A 19,332-nucleotide genomic window follows, 5' to 3' on the forward strand; every position below is an offset into this window, starting at 1 on the left:
ACCTCGGCGGTCGGGATCAGATAGAGATCGCGCTCGCCCGGGACTTTGAAGAGATCCTGCTCGAACTTGGGGAGCTGGCCGGTCCCGTAGAGACTCTCGGCGTTCACCAGGTAGGGGACATAGACCTCGGTATAGCCGTGCTCGCCGGTGTGGGTGTCGAGCATGAACTGGATCAGCGCCCGATGCAGACGCGCCAGCGGACCGGACAGGACCACGAAGCGCGAACCCGTGAGCTTGGCGGCAAGATCGAAGTCCATCCAGCCGTTGAAGGCGCCGAGGTCGACATGATCGCGCGGCTGGAAGCCGAAGCTCGGCGGCTCGCCCCAACGACGCTCCTCGCGATTCTCGCGCTCGTCGCGCCCGTCCGGCACACTCGCATCCGGCAGGTTGGGCAGCCCCAGGGCGATCTCGTCCACCGCTGCCTGGATCTCCTCGAGCCTCACCTCGGATGCCTTGAGACGCTCGCCCAGGTCGGAGACCTCGGCCAGCAGGGGCGCGATGTCGGCGCCGGACGCCTTGGCCTTCCCGATCGCCTTCGAGCGGGTGTTGCGCTCGTTCTGCAACGACTGGACCTCGACCTGCAAACCCTTGCGCTCGGTCTCCAGCGACTCGATGCGCGCGGTATCCAGGACCAGACCGCGACGTGACAGGTGCGCGGCAACCTCATCCAACTGGGTCCGCAGCAGGCGTGGATCTAACATTCGGATTCCTCGAATTCAACAGTAACGGGCCAGGATACGATATGACCCGGCCGCACAAAGTGCTCGACGCGTGTGATGGCAGACGCGGCTTTCTCGGGCCGATCGAAAAACTCCACCACCAAGGGTAGATCGAGCGAGAGATCGATCAGGGATGCACCGTGCCGTTTCCCGGACACCCCGTACCCTTCGATCCCGCGCATGACGGTCACGCCTCGAACACCGAGATCGTCGTGCAGACAGGCAAGCAATGCCTTAAGGGCATGATCCGATTCGGACAGATAGATCCGAACCATGAGCGCCTCGACCCGACTCATAGCGACCTCCCGAGCATAATTCCCGCCCAACAGAGCAGAACACAGAGCCAAACACTGCCGACCATGTTGAGAAAGGCCGCCAGCACGGCCCCGTCCTCCAACAGATTCAGCGTCTCGATCGAGAAGGTGGAGAATGTGGTGAAAGCGCCGAGAAAGCCGATCAGGATCGCGCCGCGCCATTCCGGCGCCCAACTCAAGCGCTCGATCAAAAGCACGAACAGGAGCCCCATCAGAAAGGAGCCGAGCAGGTTGACCGCCAAGGTCCCCCAGGGAAAGCCCCGGCCGAGCCACGCATAAACGGCGCTCGACATCCCGTAGCGGGCCAACGAGCCGAGCGCGCCGCCGGCCGCGATCGCGATGAGATGAAGCATCCGACGCCTACTTCAGAAAGCCCATGGTGAAATCACCGCTCAGATAGCCTTCCTCCAAATGCGGCTCCGCGCCCAACTCCAGGGCCAACGCAATAAGGTCGCGCGGCTGCTGATAATTATAGTTTCCCGGACCGTCCGTTCCCTTCAACAAATTGAAGATGAATCCGTGTCGGGACGCCGCGAAGCAATGGCGTATAAACGCCCAGGTCTCCTCGCGGGTTAGGTTGTTCATTGCGCCGCTGCAGAGATAGTAGTCGGCATTCGGGAGCCGATCCTCCAGCACATTGCAGATTCGGATCTCGCACCCCGTGCGACGCCGCGCGACTTCGACCATAGGCTCCATCACGTCCAATCCGATGTAGCGCCCGGGCAGGCTGTTGCATCGATCGAGATAGCGATAGAGATCACCGAATCCGCAACCCGCGTCGACCAAGGTGATATCGGAAAGACGCTCGGGCAGGAGCTTGCGCAGCACCTTGAAGCGCAGCTCTTGGCTTTGAGTCGACTGCCACTGCACGCCTTTGGCGGTCTCGCCGTGCGAGGTGAGTGAGTCTAGATAGAAGCTGGTGTTGTCGAGTCTCGGCATTGGTGAAAGCGATTGGGGTGTCGATCGAGAGGGTGAACCGCGAAGGCATAAAGTACGCACGGATTCGAATCTACGCCGGCTGCGACCATGTACGAGCCGCATCGTTTGCTCGGATGCGCCCGCCCGACGCATGGCATTCTATGGGTGCGGCCCGGGATCGGCGCGGCGTCAAACCCTCGAAAGGTTGTGGATGGCGGCGACGGCCGCTTTCCCGGCGGCATCGATATCGGCCTCACGTCCGGCTAAGGTGAGACGCCCGAAAGCGCCGACCGCACGCACGTCGATGAGCGTCACGTTCGACGCCTTCTCCGCCTCGTTCGCGGCATACACGACATAGCCGGCAGGTTCGGTCTCCAAGAAGAACATGCTTTGTCCCGGCAAGATCATGGATCCGCGTCGATCCTGCCGATTGATCAGGACCGCGTGGTCCGGCGTGATCGAGCGGATCGTCTCCTTCCAGGCGATCCGACAGGCCTTGCGGGCGCCCTCGGTCGTGTCGAGTGCGTTCAGGACCGCACGACCGGCGTCCATGACGTCGCTCTGATCGCGGTGGTGGATGACCATGGACCCGAAGGCGCGCTCCACGACCTGCTGCCCCAGGTGGACCCGCGTCGCCTTCAGCGCGATGTCCGTCAGACGGTGCACCGCCATCCCGGGCGCGACCTCGATCCAGAGACAGGCATCGCCCGGCACCGGCAGGAAGCCTTGCGAGACGGTGCCTAAATACTCGGCGAGCTGCGGCTGAAGCGAATCGATGAAGACGTAGGTCCGAAGCTCGATCATTGGGTCTCTTCTGATGCTGTTGTCCCGCGCCGACGCCGCTGCGACGTGCGCGATGGAGTGGATGAATCCGAGGGACTCGCCGCTGCCGCGGCGCAGGTCCGGCGCAGCGTGCAACGATCACATGCTGGACGCGTCCGACAGACCTCTTTGCCCTGCGAAACGATGAGCGCATGGTACTCCTTGAGCATCGGCACGTCAGGGCCGAGTGCCTGCTCGAAGGCGCGACGAATGCCCTCGTAGGTCTCGCCGACGGCAAGCAGACCCAGCCGCTCGAAGATCCGGCGCGTATAGGCATCGACGACGAAGACGGGGCGGTCGAATGCGTAGAGGAGGATATCGTCCGCGGTCTCGGGGCCGATCCCTTTGATCGCCAGGAGCCGAGCGCGCAGCTCGGGTGTCGTCAGCGCTTCCAGCCCCTGATGCCCGCCGGCCTGCAGATACGCCTCGCAGAACACCCGGACCCGCTGCGACTTGACGTTGAAATACCCGGAGGGTCGCAGCGCATCGGCGAGCTCGAGCGGATCCAGGGCGAGGATCGACTCTGCATCGAGCGGAATGCGCGAGCACAGACGCTCCAGTGCGCGCTCGACATTCGTCCAGGCGGTATTCTGCGTCAGGATCGCCCCGATCATCACCTCGAAGGCGCTCTGCGCAGGCCACCAGTCCTGCGCGCCGAAGGCATCGAGCAGCCTCCCGTAGACACCTCGCAACGCCTCGGCGTCCACTCAGGGAATCTTGGTGACCACCACCACACCCTTCTCGGAGACGGTGAAACGCTCGCGGTCGGCCTTCAGGTCGTGGCCGATCTGCATTCGCGGCGGAATCTCTACGTCTTTCTCGACGATGCAGTTGCGCAGGTGCGCCCCCTCCCCGACCGTCACGCCGTTGAAGAGGATGGATGCCTCGACGATGGCACCGTCCTGGACTCGCACCTTCGGAAAAAGCACCGAATGGTTGACCCCGCCGCCGCTGATCACGGTGCCCGCAGCCAACATGGAGTTGACGAAGATTCCCTCGTTCCCGCTCGTCGCACCCGGGACCGTGCGGGCCGGCGGATACTGGCCTTGGTAGGTATGGATGTTCCAGTCGGCCTGATAGAGATCCAGCGGCGGCTCGGCCCGCAAAAGGGCCATATTGGCTTGGTAATAAGCGTCGATCGAGGCGAGGTCGCACCAGTAGCGATCCGGGGTCACGCGCCCGCGGTCCTGGCCGAAACGATAGGCGACGACGCTGTGATCGGCGACGATGGGGGCGACGATATCCAGGGCCAGATCCGTGTCGGCGACGGCGCCCTCATCACGGCGCGCCTGATCCAGACGCGCCATCTCTTCGAGGAGAAAACCACGGTCGAAGACATAGACACCCATGGTCTCCAGGCGCTCGATCTCGTCCGGAATCGGCGCGGCGAGCGAATTATCCACCGGAGCCGGCGCCGGTGGACTGAACCCGGCGATACGCTCGGCGTCGCCCAGCTCGACACGCGCCTGTGTACCGGAACCGCACCCGTTGACAGCGCGCACCGCGACCGTGATCTCGGCGTTCGACTCCGCGTGCGCGCGCACCAGCTCGGCATAATCCATGCGGTAGACGGCACCTCCGTCCAAGACGAGGATCTGCCGGGCACGGCTGCGCTCGATCAGATAGCGATTTTGACGGATGGCATCGAAAGGACCGGCGTACCACTCCTGACTCTCGCGCATCTGCGGCGGGACCGGGGTGATGAACTCGCGCAGCTCGGGATTGAAGATCGACCAACCGTCGCGCAGATGTTTGTGCAGCGAGTGACTCTTGTATTGGGTCAGCACCAGGACCTGTCGCAATCCCGAATGCAGACAGTTGGCCAAGGTGAAATCGATGACACGGAACTTACCCCCGAAGGGCACCGCCGCCTTCGTGCGGTGCTCCGTCAGCGGAGCGGGACCAGCACCGCGATCAATGGCAAGGACAAGAATAAGCGTCTCGGTAGGCATAGCGCAGCGGAATCACCGACGGGACCCCTCGTCCCGCCGCACAGTCTAAACCGCGCCGAGTGCGGTATGCGATGTTTTTGGATGGGATCGGCCCCGGTAGACTTGACGGCCGCTGGAGCTGGCGCGGTTTAAGAGATTAAAAATGATAAAATTTTAAACCACGCCACTGCTAATCGAGACGGTCGAGACACGCGTATCAGGGCCCTGCAGCCACCGCCGCATCGATCACGCCCTTCATGTCCCGAACCGCTTGATCAAGGCCCGAGAAGATGGCGCGGGCGATAATGGCATGTCCGATATTGAGCTCGCGTACGCCCGCTATGGCCGCGATCGCCTTGACGTTGTGGTAGTCGAGACCATGTCCGGCGTTGACCTGCAAGCCGAGCGAGATCCCGAGGTTCACCGCGCGTCGGATGCGAGCAAGCTCGTCGGCACGTGCCGCAGCGGTTTGGGCGTCGGCATAATGACCGGTGTGGATCTCGATCACGGGTGCGCCGACATCGTGCGCTGCCTCGATCTGGTCCGGATCAGCGTCGATGAACAGCGAGACACGGATCCCGGAGTCGGCCAGACGTGCGCAAAAATCCTGCAGGTGCGGCCGATTCCCGTGCACGTCCAAACCGCCTTCCGTGGTGAGCTCCTCGCGCCGTTCCGGTACCAGGCAACAATCGGCCGGTTTGAGACGACAGGCGATGTCTCCCATGTTGGCCGTCGCTGCCATCTCGAGATTCATGCGGGTTTGCAGGATCCCGCAGAGCAGCTCGACATCGCGCTCCTGGATGTGGCGACGATCCTCGCGCAGGTGGAGCGTGATTGAGTCGGCGCCCGCTTGCTCGGCCACCAAGGCGGCCTGAATCGGCTCCGGATAGCGCGTCCCGCGCGCACGGCGAATGGTCGCGACATGGTCGATGTTGACGCCGAGCAAGACGCCGGCAGCGGTGTGACTGGTCAAGATTCGTAACTCCGATTCGTGATTTCGACATGGGTCGAGTCGCGAGACGCGCACGGCGCCGATCCCGTTCCCGAGATTGGGGGGGACGCGACGGCAAAGCGCCGAAAGAGCTCGCGGCTTTTCAACGGACGCCCACCGAGATGGGGCTCCAGAAGGCGCCGCAGAAGTGCCCGCGCCTCGCGCAGCTGATGCGGGGCCAACCGATCGCCCTGCGCCAATGCGAGTAAGGTCGTGCCGGATATGCGCTCGGCGCGATCATCCGCCTGCGCCTGCAGCATGCCCTGTCCGGGGACGAGCACATAGGCCCCGTCGGGTACCACCGGCCGATCGCAGTCGGCCTCGACATCCAAAGCGATCGCGTAGCCCAGCTCGTCGAGCAGTCGAATCTCGAACTGCCGGAGCAGGCTTTCAAGGTCTTCGTCGCTCGCCAAGCCCGTCAGCGCGGCATGATAGAAGGCGAACAGCGGGTCATGAGGATCATCGCGACCAAGCAGCCGAACCAACAGCTCGTTGAGATAAAAGCCGCACAGCAGCGGGCGTCCGAGCAGACCGATTGCCGGCCCGGCAGCCTCGACCCGGGTCAGGGTCAAGATCTCGCCGCGTCCGATCGCATCCAACCACAGGGGTTGAAACGGCTGGAGCAAAGCACTGGTCGGATGGCGCGCTCGGCGGGCGCCTTTGGCAATCGCGGGGAATCGCCCTCGCCCGGCGGCGAAGACCTCGACCAGGAGACTGGTGTTGCCGTAATCGCGCCGATGCAGCACGAAGGCCTGAAACAAAGACCCGCGAGCGTTCACGGCACGGGCTCAACTGCCCCCGCGCCCGTCCAAGGGCCCGTCTCCGTAGCCGAGACGCCCCAAGGCGGCCTCGTCGCTCGACCAGCTCTTCTTCACCTTCACCCAGACCTCCAGGTGCACGGGGCAGCCAAACACCTTCTGCATCTCCAGGCGTGCCTGCGTGGCGGCGGCCTTCAGGGCCTCGCCCTGCCGACCGATGATGATGGCCTTCTGGCTCTGGCGCTCGACCCAGATCAGGGCATTGATCTTATAACGCCCGCCGGCCTCCTCGAAGCGCTCGATCTCCACCGTCGTGCGATACGGCAGCTCCTCGCCGTAACGCTGCACCAGTTGCTCGCGCACCAGCTCGGCGGCAAAGAAGCGCTCGGAACGATCGGTGATTTGATCCTCGGGAAAGACCGGCTCGCCCTCGGGCAGGCCGCGCAGCAGGGCAAGCTCGAGCACCTCGACCTGATCCCCGTTCGCCGCGGAGACCGGGATCAGGTCCAAGAAGGCGTGACGCTGCCCGAGATCCTGCAGATAGGGCAGCAGATCCTCTTTGTTCGAGATGCGGTCGACCTTGTTGACGGCGGCGACGACCGGCACGCCCGCGGTTGCGATGGCTTCGAGTGCGGCTGCGTCCTCTTCGGTCCAGCGCAGCGCCTCGACCACGAAGAGCGCCAAGTCGGTATCGCTGATCGCCGTGCGGGCCGCGCGATTGAGATAGCGGTTGAGTGCGTTCGCCCCGCGCTGATGGATGCCCGGTGTATCGACGAAGAGGATCTGGCCCTCGGGGCGTGTCTTGATGCCCAGGATGGAGTGGCGCGTGGTCTGCGCCTTGTGCGAGGTGATGGCGAGCTTTTGCCCCATCAGCCGATTGAGCAAGGTCGACTTGCCGACGTTCGGCCGCCCGATGATGGCCACGGTCCCGCAACGACCGGCGATGTTTTCAGACATTCTTGAGCTGCTCCAGCATGGCGTGTGCCGCCGCTTGTTCCGCACCGCGTCGGGTGCCGCCCTCGGCGCGGGTACTGAGATCCGCGTCGGCGAGCGCGCAACTGACGACAAAGGTTTGAGCATGTTGATCGCCGCCGGTAGCCACGACCGCATATTCGGGGAGCGGCCGGCGCTGGGCCTGGAGCCATTCCTGCAGTTGGGTTTTGGGGTCCTTCCCGGCATGGGTCGCGCTGGTCTGCGCCAAGCGAGTGGCGAACAGTTGCAGGACCAGCTCGCGGGCGGACGTGAATCCCGCGTCGAGATAAACGGCCCCCCAGAGGGCCTCGAATGCATCGGCGAGGATCGAGTCACGGGCATAGCCGCCGGTGCGAAGCTCCCCGGCACCGAGATGCAGGTAATCCCCGAGATCGAGCCCGCGGGCCAGCGCGGCCAAGGTCTCGCGCTTGACCAGAGACGCACGCATACGACTCAAGGTCCCCTCGTCCGCCTCGGGAAAGCGCTGCCAAAGCGCCTCGGCGATCACGAAACCGATCAAGGCATCGCCGAGAAACTCCAATCGCTCGTTGTTCGCGGATCCTGCGCTGCGGTGGGTCAACGCCTGGAGTAGGAGCTCCTCACGCGCGAACTTGTGTCCGATGAGCCGAGCAAGCCTGAGGGGATCCGCGTTCACGGACCGACCTTCGCAAGATCGTCCGTCATTGTCCCTTCACCTCCACCTGATAGGCGAAAGTCAAGACCGTGTCGATATTGAAAAAGACATGCTGACGCTGCTCGTAATCGAGGGTCACCTCGTAGCGGCTCTCGCCGATACGCTGAATCTTGAAATCCTTGGCATTGACCTGGTCCACATTGTTGATGTCGAGCCGCTTGCCGATCTGATTGGCGATCTCGCGCGCGCCGCCGGTGATCGGTGTCGATTGCTCGGCGACGTTGTCCATCACGGACTTGATTGTCCAAAATCCCAGGTATGCAGGACCGAGCTTGAACGCAAGGGTCACGAAGAAAATGATCAGCGAAAGGATGACGAGGATCGACAACATCCCCGCTCCGCTTTGACGGCCGTGCAGACGCGAGCTCACAAGCACCTCCTCGGGAATCGGATCCCATGATCCGGCCCATTGCGATCCGATCAATCGATCCCGTTGCCGAGGCGTCCCCAGGCGATCGGGGAACCGTCGCGACGCCCGTCCCAATGCATCCAGATACCGAATGCCTTGCCGACCAGGTTGTCCTCTGGCACGAACCCCCAGCAGCGACTGTCGTTGCTGTTGTCGCGGTTGTCGCCCATCACGAAATACTGGCCTTCCGGAACCTTGATCGGACCATAGGCCAACACCCGACATCCCGGAGGCAAGTCGGGTGCGTTCTGTCGGGTCAGGATCCGGTGCTCGACCTCGTCGAGCTGCTCGAGCGCCTCGCGCGCGCCGGACATCTCCGCCCCCGAGCCGACACCCGTATAGCGCCCGATCGGCAACTGCGCGATCGCCTCGCCGTTGCGATACAGGGTCTTGTTTCGGTAAGCGATCTCGTCGCCCGGAACACCGATCACACGCTTGATGTAGTCCACCGAGGCGTCCTGTGGAAACTTGAACACCACCACGTCGCCGACCTGCGGGTCGCCGATCGCGAGGAATCGGGAATTGAGCACCGGCCAGCGCAACCCGTAGGCGAACTTGTTGACCAGGATGAAATCCCCGGTCAGAAGCGTCGGCATCATCGAGTTCGACGGGATCCGAAACGGCTCGACTAAAAAGGAGCGCAACACCAAAACGGCGAAGATGACCGGAAAGAAGGAGCGCGCATACTCGACCAGTACGGGCTCCTTGTATGCCGGCTTCGTCCGATCGGAGACCGCGCCGCTGCCGACAGCAGCCGCAGCCAGCCGACGCCGACGCGGCGCGAACATCACCGCATCGACCAGCCAGATCCCGCCGGTCACGGCGGACGCCAACACCAAAAAGGCAGGGAAATCGAAATTCATGGGTAGGTTTACAAAGTCTCTCGGTGATCCATAGATGACGCTGCGATCGGTTCTCGGTTCTTCGTTCTCAGAGCCGTAGGGTGGACAAGCGCAGCGCAGTCCACCAGCGCCGGTACAGGGTTCGGTGGGCTTCGCTCTCGCTCGTCCACACTACCGGCTACAGGCCTCCCGGATTCGAGACTACCGACCGCCTCCGATCCGACGCCTAAAAAAACCATTATCACTTGAACCGCGTCGACTCAAACGTTCATTCGCCCCCGCAAGGCCGATCCAACGCGAAACAACGCCTATCGCTCCAGACGCGGTTCAATCTTTGCCGACCTGAAGCACCGCAAGAAACGCCTCCTGCGGGATCTCGACACGCCCGACCTGCTTCATGCGCTTCTTGCCGGCCTTTTGCTTTTCCAACAGTTTGCGCTTACGGCTCACGTCGCCGCCGTAGCACTTGGCCGTGACGTTCTTGCGCAGGGGCTTGACCGTGGTGCGCGCGATGACCTTGGTGCCGATCGCGGCCTGAATCGCCACCTCGAACATCTGGCGCGGGATCAGATCCTTCATCCGCACGGTGATATCGTGACCGCGGTTCTGCGAGAGTGCGCGATGCACGATCGAGGACAGCGAGTCCACCTTGTCGCCGTTGATCAAGACGTCGAGCTTGACGAGGTCGGCGGCCTGGAAGCGCTTGAACTCGTATTCGAACGAGGCGTAGCCGCGACTGACCGATTTCAGTCGATCGAAGAAATCCAGCACTACCTCGCTCAACGGCAGCTCATAGCTCACCTGCACCTGACCGCCGAGATACTGGAGCTGCTTTTGAACGCCGCGCTTTTCGATACAGAGGTTGATCACCGAGCCCAGATAATCTTGCGGCACCAGGATGTGCGCCTCGATGATGGGCTCGCGGACCTCGCGGATCTGACCGGGGTCCGGCAGGTTGGCCGGATTGTCGATCTTGATGAGCTCCCCGTCCGAGCGCAGCACCTCGTAGACCACCGTCGGCGCGGTCGTGATGAGGTCCAGGTTATATTCGCGCTCGAGCCGCTCCTGGATGATCTCCATGTGCAGCATGCCGAGGAAGCCGCAGCGAAAGCCGAAACCGAGTGCTTGCGACACCTCGGGCTCATAGTTCAGCGCGGCGTCGTTGAGCCGCAGCTTGCCCAACGCCTCGCGTAGGTCTTCGTAGTCGTCCGAGATGACGGTGTAGAGCCCGGCGAAGACCCGCGGGCGCACCTCCTTGAAGCCGGGCAGCTTGGGGGCCGGGGAATCGGGACGGGTGATGGTGTCGCCGACCGGAGCGCCGTCGATCTCCTTGATACCCGCGATCATGTACCCGACCTCGCCCGCGCCGAGGCGATCGCGCTCGGTCTTCTTCGGTGTGAAAACACCCACCGAATCAACCTGTTGCGTGCGTCCTGTCGACATGATCAGGATCTTGTCGCGACGGCGCATCTCGCCGTTGACCACGCGCACCAGCGAGACCACCCCGACATAGGGGTCGAACCAAGAATCGATGATCAGCGCCTGCAGGGGCGCGCTTACGTCGCCGCGCGGCGGCGGGATGCGCTGGACCAGGGCTTCGAGCAGCTCCGGAATCCCCTCGCCCGTCTTGGCACTGACCCGCAATGCATCTTCCGCATCGAGACCGATGATCTCCTCGATCTCCTTGATGACACGCTCGGGCTCGGCCGAGGGCAGATCGATCTTGTTGAGCACCGGCAGGACTTCGAGCCCCTGCTCGATGGCGGTATAGCAATTGGCGACGCTCTGCGCCTCCACACCTTGGGCGGCATCCACGACCAGCAGCGCGCCCTCGCAGGCAGCCAGCGAGCGGGAGACCTCGTAGGAAAAGTCGACATGCCCGGGCGTATCGATGAAGTTCAGCTGATAGATCTCGCCGTTGCGCGCCTTGAAGTCGAGCGTGACGCTCTGCGCCTTGATCGTGATCCCGCGCTCGCGCTCCAGATCCATCGAATCGAGCACCTGGCTCGACATCTCGCGATCGGTCAGGGCGCCGCTGAATTGGATGAAGCGGTCGGCGATGGTCGACTTGCCGTGATCGATATGGGCGATGATCGAAAAATTTCGGATATGACTGAGGTCTGTCATGAAGCTGAAGGTCGCCCGGGGATAGGGTGAAGAGCGCGCGGCAGGCGTACACGCAAGCCGTTTCGGTCGGCGGGGCGCGCGAGCGGGTGTCTGAAATGAGCGCGAATCATAGCAGACACGGGCGCGCTCGGCATGTGCTGCAAAGCACCGACCCGGGGATCGTCGACTTGCAGTCGACCTCTTTCGCTGGCCTCCGGACCACAGGATCGACTGCAATTCGACGATCCCGGGGACTGGCGAGCGAAGCTGAGCCGCGCCCGGGCCGGTCTGCAATGTCGTCGGATGAGGTCGGCCCCGGCAGACTTGACGGCCGCTGGAGCCGGCGCGGTTTAAGATGCTAAAAAATAGATCATTCTAAACCGCGTCCCCGCTAAGGGCCGTGGATGCACCAAACGTCGAGCTCACTCGCAAGTGAGCATCTCGCTCTGGACGCGGTTTAGAGCGCCAGCTCCAGCACCTGTCGCGAGCGTGCGAGATCGACATCCTGCCGCTCGCCGAGCGAGGTCATGCCGTGACGCTCGAGCTGATCGACCAGCGGCGCGATCGCATCGGCGCCGATCCCGTAGCCCGAAAGGCGTGTCGGGACCTGGAGCGACTCGAAGAAGTCGCGGGTGCGCTCGATGGCCGCATCGATGCGCGCGTCTTCATCGCCGTCACGCAGACCCCAGACCCGTTCGGCGTATTGCAGAAGCTTCCCGCGCTTGTCGAACCGTCTGACCTGCAACATCGCCGGCAGGACGACGGCAAGTGTCTGAGCGTGATCCAACCCATGCAGCGCGGTGATCTCGTGGCCGACCATGTGGGTCGCCCAGTCCTGCGGCACGCCGGCGCCGATGAGTCCGTTCAGCGCGAGGGTCGCGGTCCACATGAGGTTGGCGCGCACCGCATAGTTCTCGGGCTCGGACAGTGCTTTGGGGCCTTCCTCGATCAGGGTCAGCAGCAGCCCTTCGGCGAAGCGGTCCTGCACCTTGGCATCGGCCGGATAAGTCAGATACTGCTCGGCGATGTGCACGAAGGCATCGACGACGCCGTTGGCGACCTGACGCGGCGGCAGCGTATAGGTCTTGGTCGGGTCCAGCACCGAGAAGCGCGGGAAGACCAACGGATGGATAAAGGCGAGCTTGTCGTGCGTGGCACGCCGCGTGACGACCGAGCCCGCGTTCATCTCCGAGCCGGTCGCCGGCAACGTCAGTACGCTGCCGAAGGGAACCGCGGAGTTGATCGGCGCCTGCTTGGCGAGGATGTCCCACGGATCGCCCTCGAAGGGGATGGCCGCAGCGATGAACTTGGTCCCGTCGATCACGGAGCCGCCGCCGACGGCGAGCAGGAAGTCGACCTTCTCGCGGCGTGCGAGCTCGACCGCCTGCATCAGGGTCTCGTAGGTCGGGTTCGGCTCGATGCCGCCGAATTCCAGATAGTCCGTCTCGCCCAGCGCCGCCTTGACCTCGGCCAAGGTGCCCGTCTTCACGACGCTGCCACCGCCGTAGGTGATCAGCACCCGGGCGCCGCTCGGGATCTCCGGACCGATCGCCGCGATTTGACCTTCACCGAAAAGGATTCGGGTGGGATTGTGGAAGACAAAGTTCTGCATTCGTAGGCTCCGGTGTGGTGCGGACTCGTCCCTCAGGCAAGACGCCCGGCACTATAGTCACGCACCGCTTGTTGAATCTCTTGCATGGTGTTCATGACGAAAGGGCCATGCTGGGCAATCGGCTCGCGTAGAGGCTGCCCCGCGATCAGCAGGACCCGCGCCTCGTCGACTGCCTCGATGGCCACGCCGTCGGCGTCCGCAGCGTTGGCGAGGATCGCCATGCGCTGCGACGGGACCGACTGCCCGTCGATACCGACCAACCCTCGATAGACATAGATGAAGGCATTCTGCTCGATCGGAAGCAGCTGCTTGAATCGCGTCCCCGCCGGCAGATGCAGATCCAGAAACAGCGGCGCCGTCGCCTCCCGCGTTACCGCGCCGGTCACACCGTGGGTAACGCCCGCGATCACCGTCACCGCCACACCCGCCTCGGTCTGAAAGCGCGGCAACTCGCTCGCGGTGAAGTTGCGATACCAGGGCGGAATCATCTTCTCGCGCGCCGGCAGGTTGAGCCAAAGCTGAAAGCCTTCCATCCGCCCTTCCGCCTGTTGCGGAATCTCGGAATGGACCAGACCGCTGCCCGCCGTCATCCACTGAACGCCGCCGGTCTCGATCAATCCTTCGTGCCCCGCGCTGTCGCGATGCAGCATGCGCCCGGCAATCATGTAGGTCACGGTCTCGAAGCCGCGGTGCGGATGATCCGGAAAGCCGGCAATATAGTCGTCCGGATCATCGCTCCCGAAGGCATCGAGCATCAGGAAGGGGTCGAGCCGTTGCTGCAACGGATGGGTCAGCACTCGGATCAGGTTCACGCCGGCACCGTCGGTGGTCGCCTGACCGACGACCAACCGCTCGATGGTGCGGGACCGCCGCACGGACTCGGTTTGGAAAAGAGTTGTCGTCATCTGGATCACTCCCGGGTTGAAGCGTCGCGGCGCATCGTGTCGATTAGGCAAACGCGGCCTCGAGATCGGCATCGGCCTCGGCGAAACCCCGTTCGGCCGACTCGGGACCCATATTGAGTCCTTCCGCGTAGATGAACCGCACGTCGGTCATGCCGAGAAAGCCCAGCATCGTCTTTAGATAGGGCACTTGGCTGTCGGCCGGGGTATCGCGATAGCGACCGCCGCGCGCCAGCGCCACATACACACGCCGACCCGCGAGCAGACCGACCGGCCCCTGCTCCGTGTAGCGGAAGGTCACGCCGACCCGGGCGATGGCGTCGATCCAGTGCTTCAACTGCGCCGGTACCCCGAAGTTGTACATGGGCACGCCGAACACGATCACGTCGGCCGCCTGCACCTCGGCGATCAGGGCATCGTCGAGCGCCACGCGGGCGGACTGCTCGGGCGTGCGCTGCTCGGGCGGCGTCGAGAGTGCGACGAGTCCGGCCTCGTCCAGAACCGGATGGGGTTGGCTGGCCAGATCGCGGATCTGCACGCGCGCCGTCGGGTGCTCGGCGCGCAGGCGCTCGACGACGGCGTCGGCGATGCGCGTGGAGTTGGCGCCCTCGCGGCGCGCACTGGAATTGATCTGAAGGATGTTCATGGTGTCTGTCTCGGCGTCGGGTTTGATCTGATACCCGATATATTGATGCCGAGACGGTGAGAGTATGCGTCGAATCGGATAACATTGTTCCGTCTATGGAACAATTCGAGCCCAACGACCTCCTGATCTTCGCCCATGTCGCCGAGGCGGGCAGCTTCAGCCGTGCCGCCGAGCGGATCGGTCTGCCTAAATCGACGGTGTCACGCCGGATCTCCGTGTTGGAAGACCGGCTGGGCGAACGCCTGATGCTGCGCACCACGCGGCGCCTCACCTTGACCGAGCTCGGCGAGCATCTGCTCACACACGCCCGCCAGGTCGCCGACGAGGTCGAGGCGGTGCGAGTACTCGCCGAGCATCGCCAAACCCGACCCACCGGACGTCTGCGCGTCTCGATGCCGGGCGATTTCGCGACCCTGCTATTGAGCGAAATGCTGGCGGATTACATCGCACGCCACCCTGCGGTAACGCTGCAGTTGGATCTCTCGCCCCGCCGGGTCGATTTGCTGGGCGAGGGATTCGACATTGCGGTACGCACCGGCGCACTGCCGAACGATGCACTGCTGGCCGCGCGCCGTCTCGCGCTCTTCCCGATCGGTCTCTATGCGGCTCCGCGCTATCTGGCCGAGCAGGGCGATCCGGCGATCCCGGAGGATCTGCTCCGACATCGAGCCCTCGGCCTCGTCGGGCGCGACGGCGAAACCGCGCCTTGGACCCTGACCGCCGGGACGGCACACTGGGAGGGTCTGCCCGAGGGCCGCACCGCCGCGAACTCGCCCGACATCCTGACCCGCTTGGCCGGTGCGGGGGCCGGCATCGCCGCCGTCCCGGACTGTTACGCCGCGCACGACCTCGCGCAGGGACGCTTGCGCCGCGTGCTTCCGGCGTGGTCCCTCCCGGCGCAGACGGCATGGGCGGTGTTCCCCGGTCGCCGCCTGATGCCGGCGAAGACGCGCACCTTTATCGACATGCTCGAAGCTGCGCTGGGAGGTGCGCCCGGGAATCTTCCGCCTGGCAATCTTCGGCCCGAATGACCGGTGTCGCTTGATCGCTCGGGTTTGACCCGCCGAATCGGGGTCCGGATACTTCGGCGAAGTCTCTTCCAGGGATCGCTGCAGGGCGGTCCGATCACCCGCTCGCATGACCCGCAACCATGGCCGCTCGAAAAAAACGCTCTCGTAAACCGCTGTTGCGTCGGATCGCGCTCGTCCTGGCGGGCATGATGGTGTTGTCGGTGGTGCTGGTCATGATCTTGCGCTGGGTCGACCCGCCGACCTCCGCCTTCATGGTTCAACGTTGGATCGCCGCCCATTCCGAGCCCGGCGAGCCGCCCTATGTCTATCAGGAGTGGGTCGACTGGGACGCCATTCCGGGGGCCGTGAAGCTCGCCGTCATCGCCGCGGAGGACCAGCGCTTCCCGGGGCACCGCGGCTTCGACACCATCGAGATCGAACGCGCTTGGCAGCGCTATCGTGCCGGAGAGCGGTTGCGCGGGGCGAGCACCATCAGCCAGCAGACGGCGAAAAACCTCTTTCTCTGGTCCGGCCGGGACCCGATTCGCAAGGGACTGGAGGTCTGGTTCACCGTCCTGATCGAGTTGCTTTGGCCCAAGGAGCGAATCCTGGAGGTCTATCTCAACATCGCCCAGCTCAGCCCGAACACCTTCGGCGTCGGGGCCGCGAGCTGGCGCTATTTCGAACGCCCGGTGATGGCGCTGAGCACCTCGGATGCCGCCCTGATCGCCGCCGTCCTGCCGAATCCCAACATCTATCGACTCGAAACGCCCTCGGCGACCGTGCAACGACGCGCCAGCTGGATCCGGCGTCAGATGGCGCAGCTCGGCGGCGTCTCCTATCTCAACAAGCTCTGATGGCGCCCAGCGCGGAGGTTGTGCCGACGGTAGGAAGCACAACGCTCGACGGTTCGCTTGGAGGCAAACGTTGTGCCTCGCGCTCGCTCGGCACAACCGACGCGTGATCGCGCCGACCTACCGATTCAAATACCCCAATCGATCCACGCCGAAGGGTATCGGGGTCAACCCAAGCCGGGCGAAACTGTCGTTCTCGAAGCAGACGTTTCCCTCCATCAACATCCGGATCTGATCGCGCGAGATGGGAAACCAGGGATAGCGATCCAGCAGACTTGCGGTCGCCTTGATGGCCATGGCCGGGGCCGGCAGCATCAGCTTGGTCTTGCCGGATGCTGCGGCGATGGTGGTCAGGATCGCCTTCCAGCTCAGGCGTTGAGGTCCGCAGAGGCTGTAGGTCTGGGACTCCGTTCTCGCCTCGCTCAGGGCCAGCACAAAGGCGGCGGCAACGTCGTCGATGTGCACGGGCGCCAGCTCGAAACCACCTGCATTCTTGGGGATCAGCCCGCTGTAGAAGAGCGGCGCCGGCATCGGGCTGTCGATGATGTCCTTCTTGAGCTGGGAGCAAAACTCCATGCGGCCGTCCGGGTCACCGAAGATGACCGAGGGGCGGAAGATGGTCCAGCGCAGCCCGGATGCCTTGAGCGCCGCCTCGGCAAGCGCTTTGCTTCGCTGATAGGGCGTGCCGTCGACGTGAACCCCGTTGGCGCTCATCAGGACGAACCGATCGACTCCTTGCCGTTTCGCCGCCGCGATGGTGTCCTCGACACCGACACGCTGAAGCGCATCGAAGGTGATGCCTCGGCTCGGATACTCACGCAGGATGCCGATCAGATAGATCACCGCATCGGAACCCTCCAGACAGCGATCGAGCGCGACCGGATCGGCCACGTCGCCGAGGACGATGTCGCAATGCTCAGGTTGAGCGACCTTCCGCTCGCTGCCCGGACGGACCAGAAGCCGGGGACGATGACCGGCATCGATCAGGTGCCGGGAGATGTTGGTGCCGACAAAACCGGTACCGCCGATGATGGCAACCTTCATATGAGCCTCCTTTCGCGTTGATGGGGTGTGGCGGACGACGGACCGCCGACCGGCCTAAACTGCGCCGGGTGCGGTATGCGTCTTTTGTTGGATTGACTTGGCGGTACAAGCCCCGACAACCGTCGGAGCTTGCACAGCTTAAGGTATTCAAAAATATTAAATTTTTAAACCGCGTCTCCACAAAGGTCGGAACAATCCTCGAGCCCGACACACAACGAAGACTACGCATGTCACTCTGGACGCGGTTTAAGTCGAGAATATCGGGGCGATCCGAACCGAGACGAATCCCTTGCAAAGGTGCGTATCTTGTCCAGGATCGCAAGGCGATCTGTCCAGGTCTTGCAAAACTTTCACCCCGCCTGAACCTGCCCTGGTACACATCAACCCGTTTCATAGGGGCTCGAAATGTCAAAAACCTATTTGATCGTCGGCGCCACGTCCGGCATCGGCGCCGCGCTGCTCGGGAAGCTTCTCGAGCGCGGTCATCGTGTGATTCAACTGTCGCGTCACCCGGAAGCGGCGCCGGATCACCCGGCGGTCACCAGTCTGCATTGGGACGTCCGAACGAACGACTTCCCCGCGGATGCGCTGCCGACAACACTCGACGGCCTCGTCTATTGCCCCGGCACCATCCGGCTGCGCCCCTTCGAGCGGCTGGCCGAGAAGGAGTGGACGGAAGACCTGGAAATCAACCTGCTCGGTGCGGTGCGGGCACTTCAAGGTGCGATGAAGGCGCTGAAGGCGGCAGAGTCCGCCAGCATCGTGCTGTTCAGTACGGTCGCTGTCGGGACCGGGCTGCCGTTTCACGCCTCGATCGCGAGCGCCAAGGGTGCGGTGGAGGGCCTGACGCGATCGCTTGCCGCCGAACTCGCGCCGCGGATCCGGGTCAACGCCGTCGCGCCGACCCTGACGGACACACCGCTCGCCGAACGTCTGGTCGGCAACGAGGCAAAGCGCACCGCGGCGGCCGAACGCCACCCCTTGCGAACGATCGGGGAGCCCGAAGACGTCGCGGGTGCCGCGCTGTGGCTGCTGGAAGACGCCCGCATGACGACGGGCCAAGTGATTCGAGTCGATGCCGGGTTGGCCACCTTGCGATCGACCTGATGCAATCCGAAGCGGTTCGGCGAGGATCATGAACCGCTTCGAAACGTCACCTTCTCCAAGATACGTGGGCGATTTGATCAGGTATCGGGGGTCAACCTCCGACTGCCCGGGTTCCCGTGCTCAAAGCGCCGTGCGGAGGCGTGCGGGGGATACTGATTTGGCGGCGCATCCGCCGCAGGTTGCGGCGCGCGAGCCCGAAGACTTCGTCGATAGCTTCCTTCGCTGTCTTGCGTGCGTCCCGGACGACGATTTGGCGCCCGTGGGCGACCTTGGCGGAGAGCTCGCAGCGAACGCGGTGTCCGTGGAGCGGGTCGAATTCCTCTTGGATGGTGGCCTGAGCCTCCAGGTCTTCGCCGGGGAAGCGTGCCGCAAGCTTGGCCACTTCCGTCTCGATATGACGGCGGATATCCCCGTCCAAGGCGAGGGTATCCCCGCCGATTTTGATCAGCATACTCTTCGAATCTCCGAAGACCCTGTCCAAGCGGACAACCGAGGTTACCTCGTTCGGTCGGGGTCGGTCTGTGGGGGGCGAGCGGTGCGAATGAGCGTGTCCCGGATGAGACTCCGAACCGGAGGGGACACAACGAGGCGTCTTCGCTCGCAAGGAGATCATGGCGTTCGACGCACCGAAAAGCAAGGCGATGGAGCCGCGCGGATTGGCGTAGAACCCTACGCTGCCTC

Annotated in this window: 21 protein-coding genes and 1 pseudogene; 3 read left to right on the plus strand and 19 right to left on the minus strand. The window is 63.7% G+C overall.

All coding sequences use genetic code 11. The annotated features are described in order from the left end of the window. The 17 genes and pseudogenes from GPT33_RS02395 to GPT33_RS02475 form a co-directional block, all read right to left on the minus strand. A pseudogene (locus GPT33_RS02395) lies at positions 1 to 701 on the minus strand (serine--tRNA ligase); the annotation flags it as partial. Further along, positions 695 to 1,015: a DUF190 domain-containing protein gene (locus tag GPT33_RS02400; RefSeq protein ID WP_296805568.1), complete on the minus strand. Its 321-nt coding sequence runs from the start codon at positions 1,013 to 1,015 to the stop codon at positions 695 to 697. The pseudogene GPT33_RS02395 and the gene GPT33_RS02400, both read right to left, overlap by 7 nt. Continuing rightward, the gene (crcB, locus tag GPT33_RS02405; protein ID WP_296805570.1) at positions 1,012 to 1,386 is read right to left on the minus strand and encodes a fluoride efflux transporter CrcB; all 375 of its coding nucleotides are present in this window, start codon (positions 1,384 to 1,386) and stop codon (positions 1,012 to 1,014) included. Before crcB ends, GPT33_RS02400 begins: the two co-directional genes overlap by 4 nt. Before the next feature lie 7 nt (positions 1,387 to 1,393). After that, positions 1,394 to 1,972, minus strand: a complete 579-nt coding sequence (locus GPT33_RS02410; protein WP_296805572.1) for a class I SAM-dependent methyltransferase — start codon at positions 1,970 to 1,972, stop codon at positions 1,394 to 1,396. Between the two features lie 168 nt (positions 1,973 to 2,140). After that, positions 2,141 to 2,755 (minus strand): hypothetical protein, encoded by a 615-nt coding sequence (locus tag GPT33_RS02415; protein WP_232407547.1) that lies wholly within the window; start codon positions 2,753 to 2,755, stop codon positions 2,141 to 2,143. Beyond that, a complete protein-coding gene (locus tag GPT33_RS02420; RefSeq protein WP_296805577.1) occupies positions 2,752 to 3,480 on the minus strand; it encodes an endonuclease III domain-containing protein in 729 nt (242 codons plus the stop codon). The genes GPT33_RS02415 and GPT33_RS02420 overlap by 4 nt, the downstream gene beginning before the upstream one ends. After that, a complete protein-coding gene (locus tag GPT33_RS02425; protein ID WP_296805579.1) occupies positions 3,481 to 4,725 on the minus strand; it encodes a sugar phosphate nucleotidyltransferase in 1,245 nt (414 codons plus the stop codon). Positions 4,726 to 4,921: 196 nt separating this feature from the next. Further along, positions 4,922 to 5,677 carry a pyridoxine 5'-phosphate synthase gene (pdxJ, locus tag GPT33_RS02430; RefSeq protein WP_296805581.1) on the minus strand — a complete coding sequence of 252 codons (756 nt, stop codon included), beginning with the start codon at positions 5,675 to 5,677 and terminating at the stop codon, positions 4,922 to 4,924. Continuing rightward, positions 5,674 to 6,474: a DNA repair protein RecO gene (gene recO / locus GPT33_RS02435; protein ID WP_296805583.1), complete on the minus strand. Its 801-nt coding sequence runs from the start codon at positions 6,472 to 6,474 to the stop codon at positions 5,674 to 5,676. The genes pdxJ and recO overlap by 4 nt, the downstream gene beginning before the upstream one ends. 9 nt (positions 6,475 to 6,483) lie before the next feature. Beyond that, positions 6,484 to 7,410: a GTPase Era gene (era, locus tag GPT33_RS02440; RefSeq protein WP_296805585.1), complete on the minus strand. Its 927-nt coding sequence runs from the start codon at positions 7,408 to 7,410 to the stop codon at positions 6,484 to 6,486. Continuing rightward, positions 7,403 to 8,080 (minus strand): ribonuclease III, encoded by a 678-nt coding sequence (gene rnc / locus GPT33_RS02445; RefSeq protein ID WP_296805587.1) that lies wholly within the window; start codon positions 8,078 to 8,080, stop codon positions 7,403 to 7,405. Before rnc ends, era begins: the two co-directional genes overlap by 8 nt. A gap of 25 nt (positions 8,081 to 8,105) precedes the next feature. Further along, positions 8,106 to 8,489 carry a DUF4845 domain-containing protein gene (locus tag GPT33_RS02450; protein ID WP_296805589.1) on the minus strand — a complete coding sequence of 128 codons (384 nt, stop codon included), beginning with the start codon at positions 8,487 to 8,489 and terminating at the stop codon, positions 8,106 to 8,108. Positions 8,490 to 8,539: 50 nt separating this feature from the next. Further along, positions 8,540 to 9,391, minus strand: coding sequence for a signal peptidase I (gene lepB / locus GPT33_RS02455; protein ID WP_296805591.1), 852 nt, complete (start codon positions 9,389 to 9,391; stop codon positions 8,540 to 8,542). 306 nt (positions 9,392 to 9,697) lie between these two features. After that, positions 9,698 to 11,497 carry a translation elongation factor 4 gene (lepA, locus tag GPT33_RS02460; RefSeq protein ID WP_296805593.1) on the minus strand — a complete coding sequence of 600 codons (1,800 nt, stop codon included), beginning with the start codon at positions 11,495 to 11,497 and terminating at the stop codon, positions 9,698 to 9,700. A gap of 436 nt (positions 11,498 to 11,933) precedes the next feature. Next, positions 11,934 to 13,088 carry an alcohol dehydrogenase gene (yqhD, locus tag GPT33_RS02465; protein WP_296805595.1) on the minus strand — a complete coding sequence of 385 codons (1,155 nt, stop codon included), beginning with the start codon at positions 13,086 to 13,088 and terminating at the stop codon, positions 11,934 to 11,936. Between the two features lie 32 nt (positions 13,089 to 13,120). After that, positions 13,121 to 13,993, minus strand: coding sequence for a pirin family protein (locus GPT33_RS02470; protein ID WP_296805597.1), 873 nt, complete (start codon positions 13,991 to 13,993; stop codon positions 13,121 to 13,123). 43 nt (positions 13,994 to 14,036) lie between these two features. Continuing rightward, entirely contained in the window at positions 14,037 to 14,636 is a 600-nt protein-coding gene (locus GPT33_RS02475; RefSeq protein ID WP_296805599.1) for an NAD(P)H-dependent oxidoreductase, read from the minus strand. A 95-nt stretch (positions 14,637 to 14,731) separates the two neighbouring features. Between GPT33_RS02475 and GPT33_RS02480 the strand changes: the two genes are divergently transcribed. After that, positions 14,732 to 15,667: a LysR substrate-binding domain-containing protein gene (locus tag GPT33_RS02480; RefSeq protein WP_296805601.1), complete on the plus strand. Its 936-nt coding sequence runs from the start codon at positions 14,732 to 14,734 to the stop codon at positions 15,665 to 15,667. A gap of 119 nt (positions 15,668 to 15,786) precedes the next feature. Next, positions 15,787 to 16,503, plus strand: a complete 717-nt coding sequence (mtgA, locus tag GPT33_RS02485; RefSeq protein WP_296805603.1) for a monofunctional biosynthetic peptidoglycan transglycosylase — start codon at positions 15,787 to 15,789, stop codon at positions 16,501 to 16,503. A gap of 117 nt (positions 16,504 to 16,620) precedes the next feature. Here mtgA and GPT33_RS02490 read toward each other — a convergent pair whose 3' ends face one another. After that, the gene (locus tag GPT33_RS02490) at positions 16,621 to 17,544 is read right to left on the minus strand and encodes an NAD(P)H-binding protein (RefSeq protein WP_296805605.1); all 924 of its coding nucleotides are present in this window, start codon (positions 17,542 to 17,544) and stop codon (positions 16,621 to 16,623) included. 405 nt (positions 17,545 to 17,949) lie between these two features. On the opposite strand from GPT33_RS02490, the gene GPT33_RS02495 reads away from it, so the two are divergent. Continuing rightward, positions 17,950 to 18,651, plus strand: a complete 702-nt coding sequence (locus tag GPT33_RS02495; protein ID WP_296805607.1) for an SDR family oxidoreductase — start codon at positions 17,950 to 17,952, stop codon at positions 18,649 to 18,651. Positions 18,652 to 18,742: 91 nt separating this feature from the next. Here GPT33_RS02495 and GPT33_RS02500 read toward each other — a convergent pair whose 3' ends face one another. Beyond that, positions 18,743 to 19,102, minus strand: coding sequence for an HPF/RaiA family ribosome-associated protein (locus GPT33_RS02500; RefSeq protein ID WP_296805609.1), 360 nt, complete (start codon positions 19,100 to 19,102; stop codon positions 18,743 to 18,745). Between the last annotated feature and the right edge of the window lie 230 nt (positions 19,103 to 19,332).

Origin of the sequence: Thiocapsa sp., from assembly GCF_011390875.1 — a bacterium.
Taxonomy (GTDB): Bacteria; Pseudomonadota; Gammaproteobacteria; order Chromatiales; family Chromatiaceae; genus Thiocapsa.

Bases quoted from the DNA above. Each gene is read 5' to 3' on its own strand.
- GPT33_RS02400 (WP_296805568.1), bottom strand. From the start codon at position 1,015: ATGAGTCGGGTCGAGGCGCTCATGGTTCGGATCTATCTGTCCGAATCG.
- crcB (WP_296805570.1), bottom strand. From the start codon at position 1,386: ATGCTTCATCTCATCGCGATCGCGGCCGGCGGCGCGCTCGGCTCGTTG.
- GPT33_RS02410 (WP_296805572.1), bottom strand. From the start codon at position 1,972: ATGCCGAGACTCGACAACACCAGCTTCTATCTAGACTCACTCACCTCG.
- GPT33_RS02415 (WP_232407547.1), bottom strand. From the start codon at position 2,755: ATGATCGAGCTTCGGACCTACGTCTTCATCGATTCGCTTCAGCCGCAG.
- GPT33_RS02425 (WP_296805579.1), bottom strand. From the start codon at position 4,725: ATGCCTACCGAGACGCTTATTCTTGTCCTTGCCATTGATCGCGGTGCT.
- era (WP_296805585.1), bottom strand. From the start codon at position 7,410: ATGTCTGAAAACATCGCCGGTCGTTGCGGGACCGTGGCCATCATCGGG.
- lepB (WP_296805591.1), bottom strand. From the start codon at position 9,391: ATGAATTTCGATTTCCCTGCCTTTTTGGTGTTGGCGTCCGCCGTGACC.
- lepA (WP_296805593.1), bottom strand. From the start codon at position 11,497: ATGACAGACCTCAGTCATATCCGAAATTTTTCGATCATCGCCCATATC.
- yqhD (WP_296805595.1), bottom strand. From the start codon at position 13,088: ATGCAGAACTTTGTCTTCCACAATCCCACCCGAATCCTTTTCGGTGAA.
- GPT33_RS02470 (WP_296805597.1), bottom strand. From the start codon at position 13,993: ATGACGACAACTCTTTTCCAAACCGAGTCCGTGCGGCGGTCCCGCACC.
- GPT33_RS02475 (WP_296805599.1), bottom strand. From the start codon at position 14,636: ATGAACATCCTTCAGATCAATTCCAGTGCGCGCCGCGAGGGCGCCAAC.
- GPT33_RS02480 (WP_296805601.1), top strand. From the start codon at position 14,732: ATGGAACAATTCGAGCCCAACGACCTCCTGATCTTCGCCCATGTCGCC.
- mtgA (WP_296805603.1), top strand. From the start codon at position 15,787: ATGGCCGCTCGAAAAAAACGCTCTCGTAAACCGCTGTTGCGTCGGATC.
- GPT33_RS02490 (WP_296805605.1), bottom strand. From the start codon at position 17,544: ATGAAGGTTGCCATCATCGGCGGTACCGGTTTTGTCGGCACCAACATC.
- GPT33_RS02495 (WP_296805607.1), top strand. From the start codon at position 17,950: ATGTCAAAAACCTATTTGATCGTCGGCGCCACGTCCGGCATCGGCGCC.
- GPT33_RS02500 (WP_296805609.1), bottom strand. From the start codon at position 19,102: ATGCTGATCAAAATCGGCGGGGATACCCTCGCCTTGGACGGGGATATC.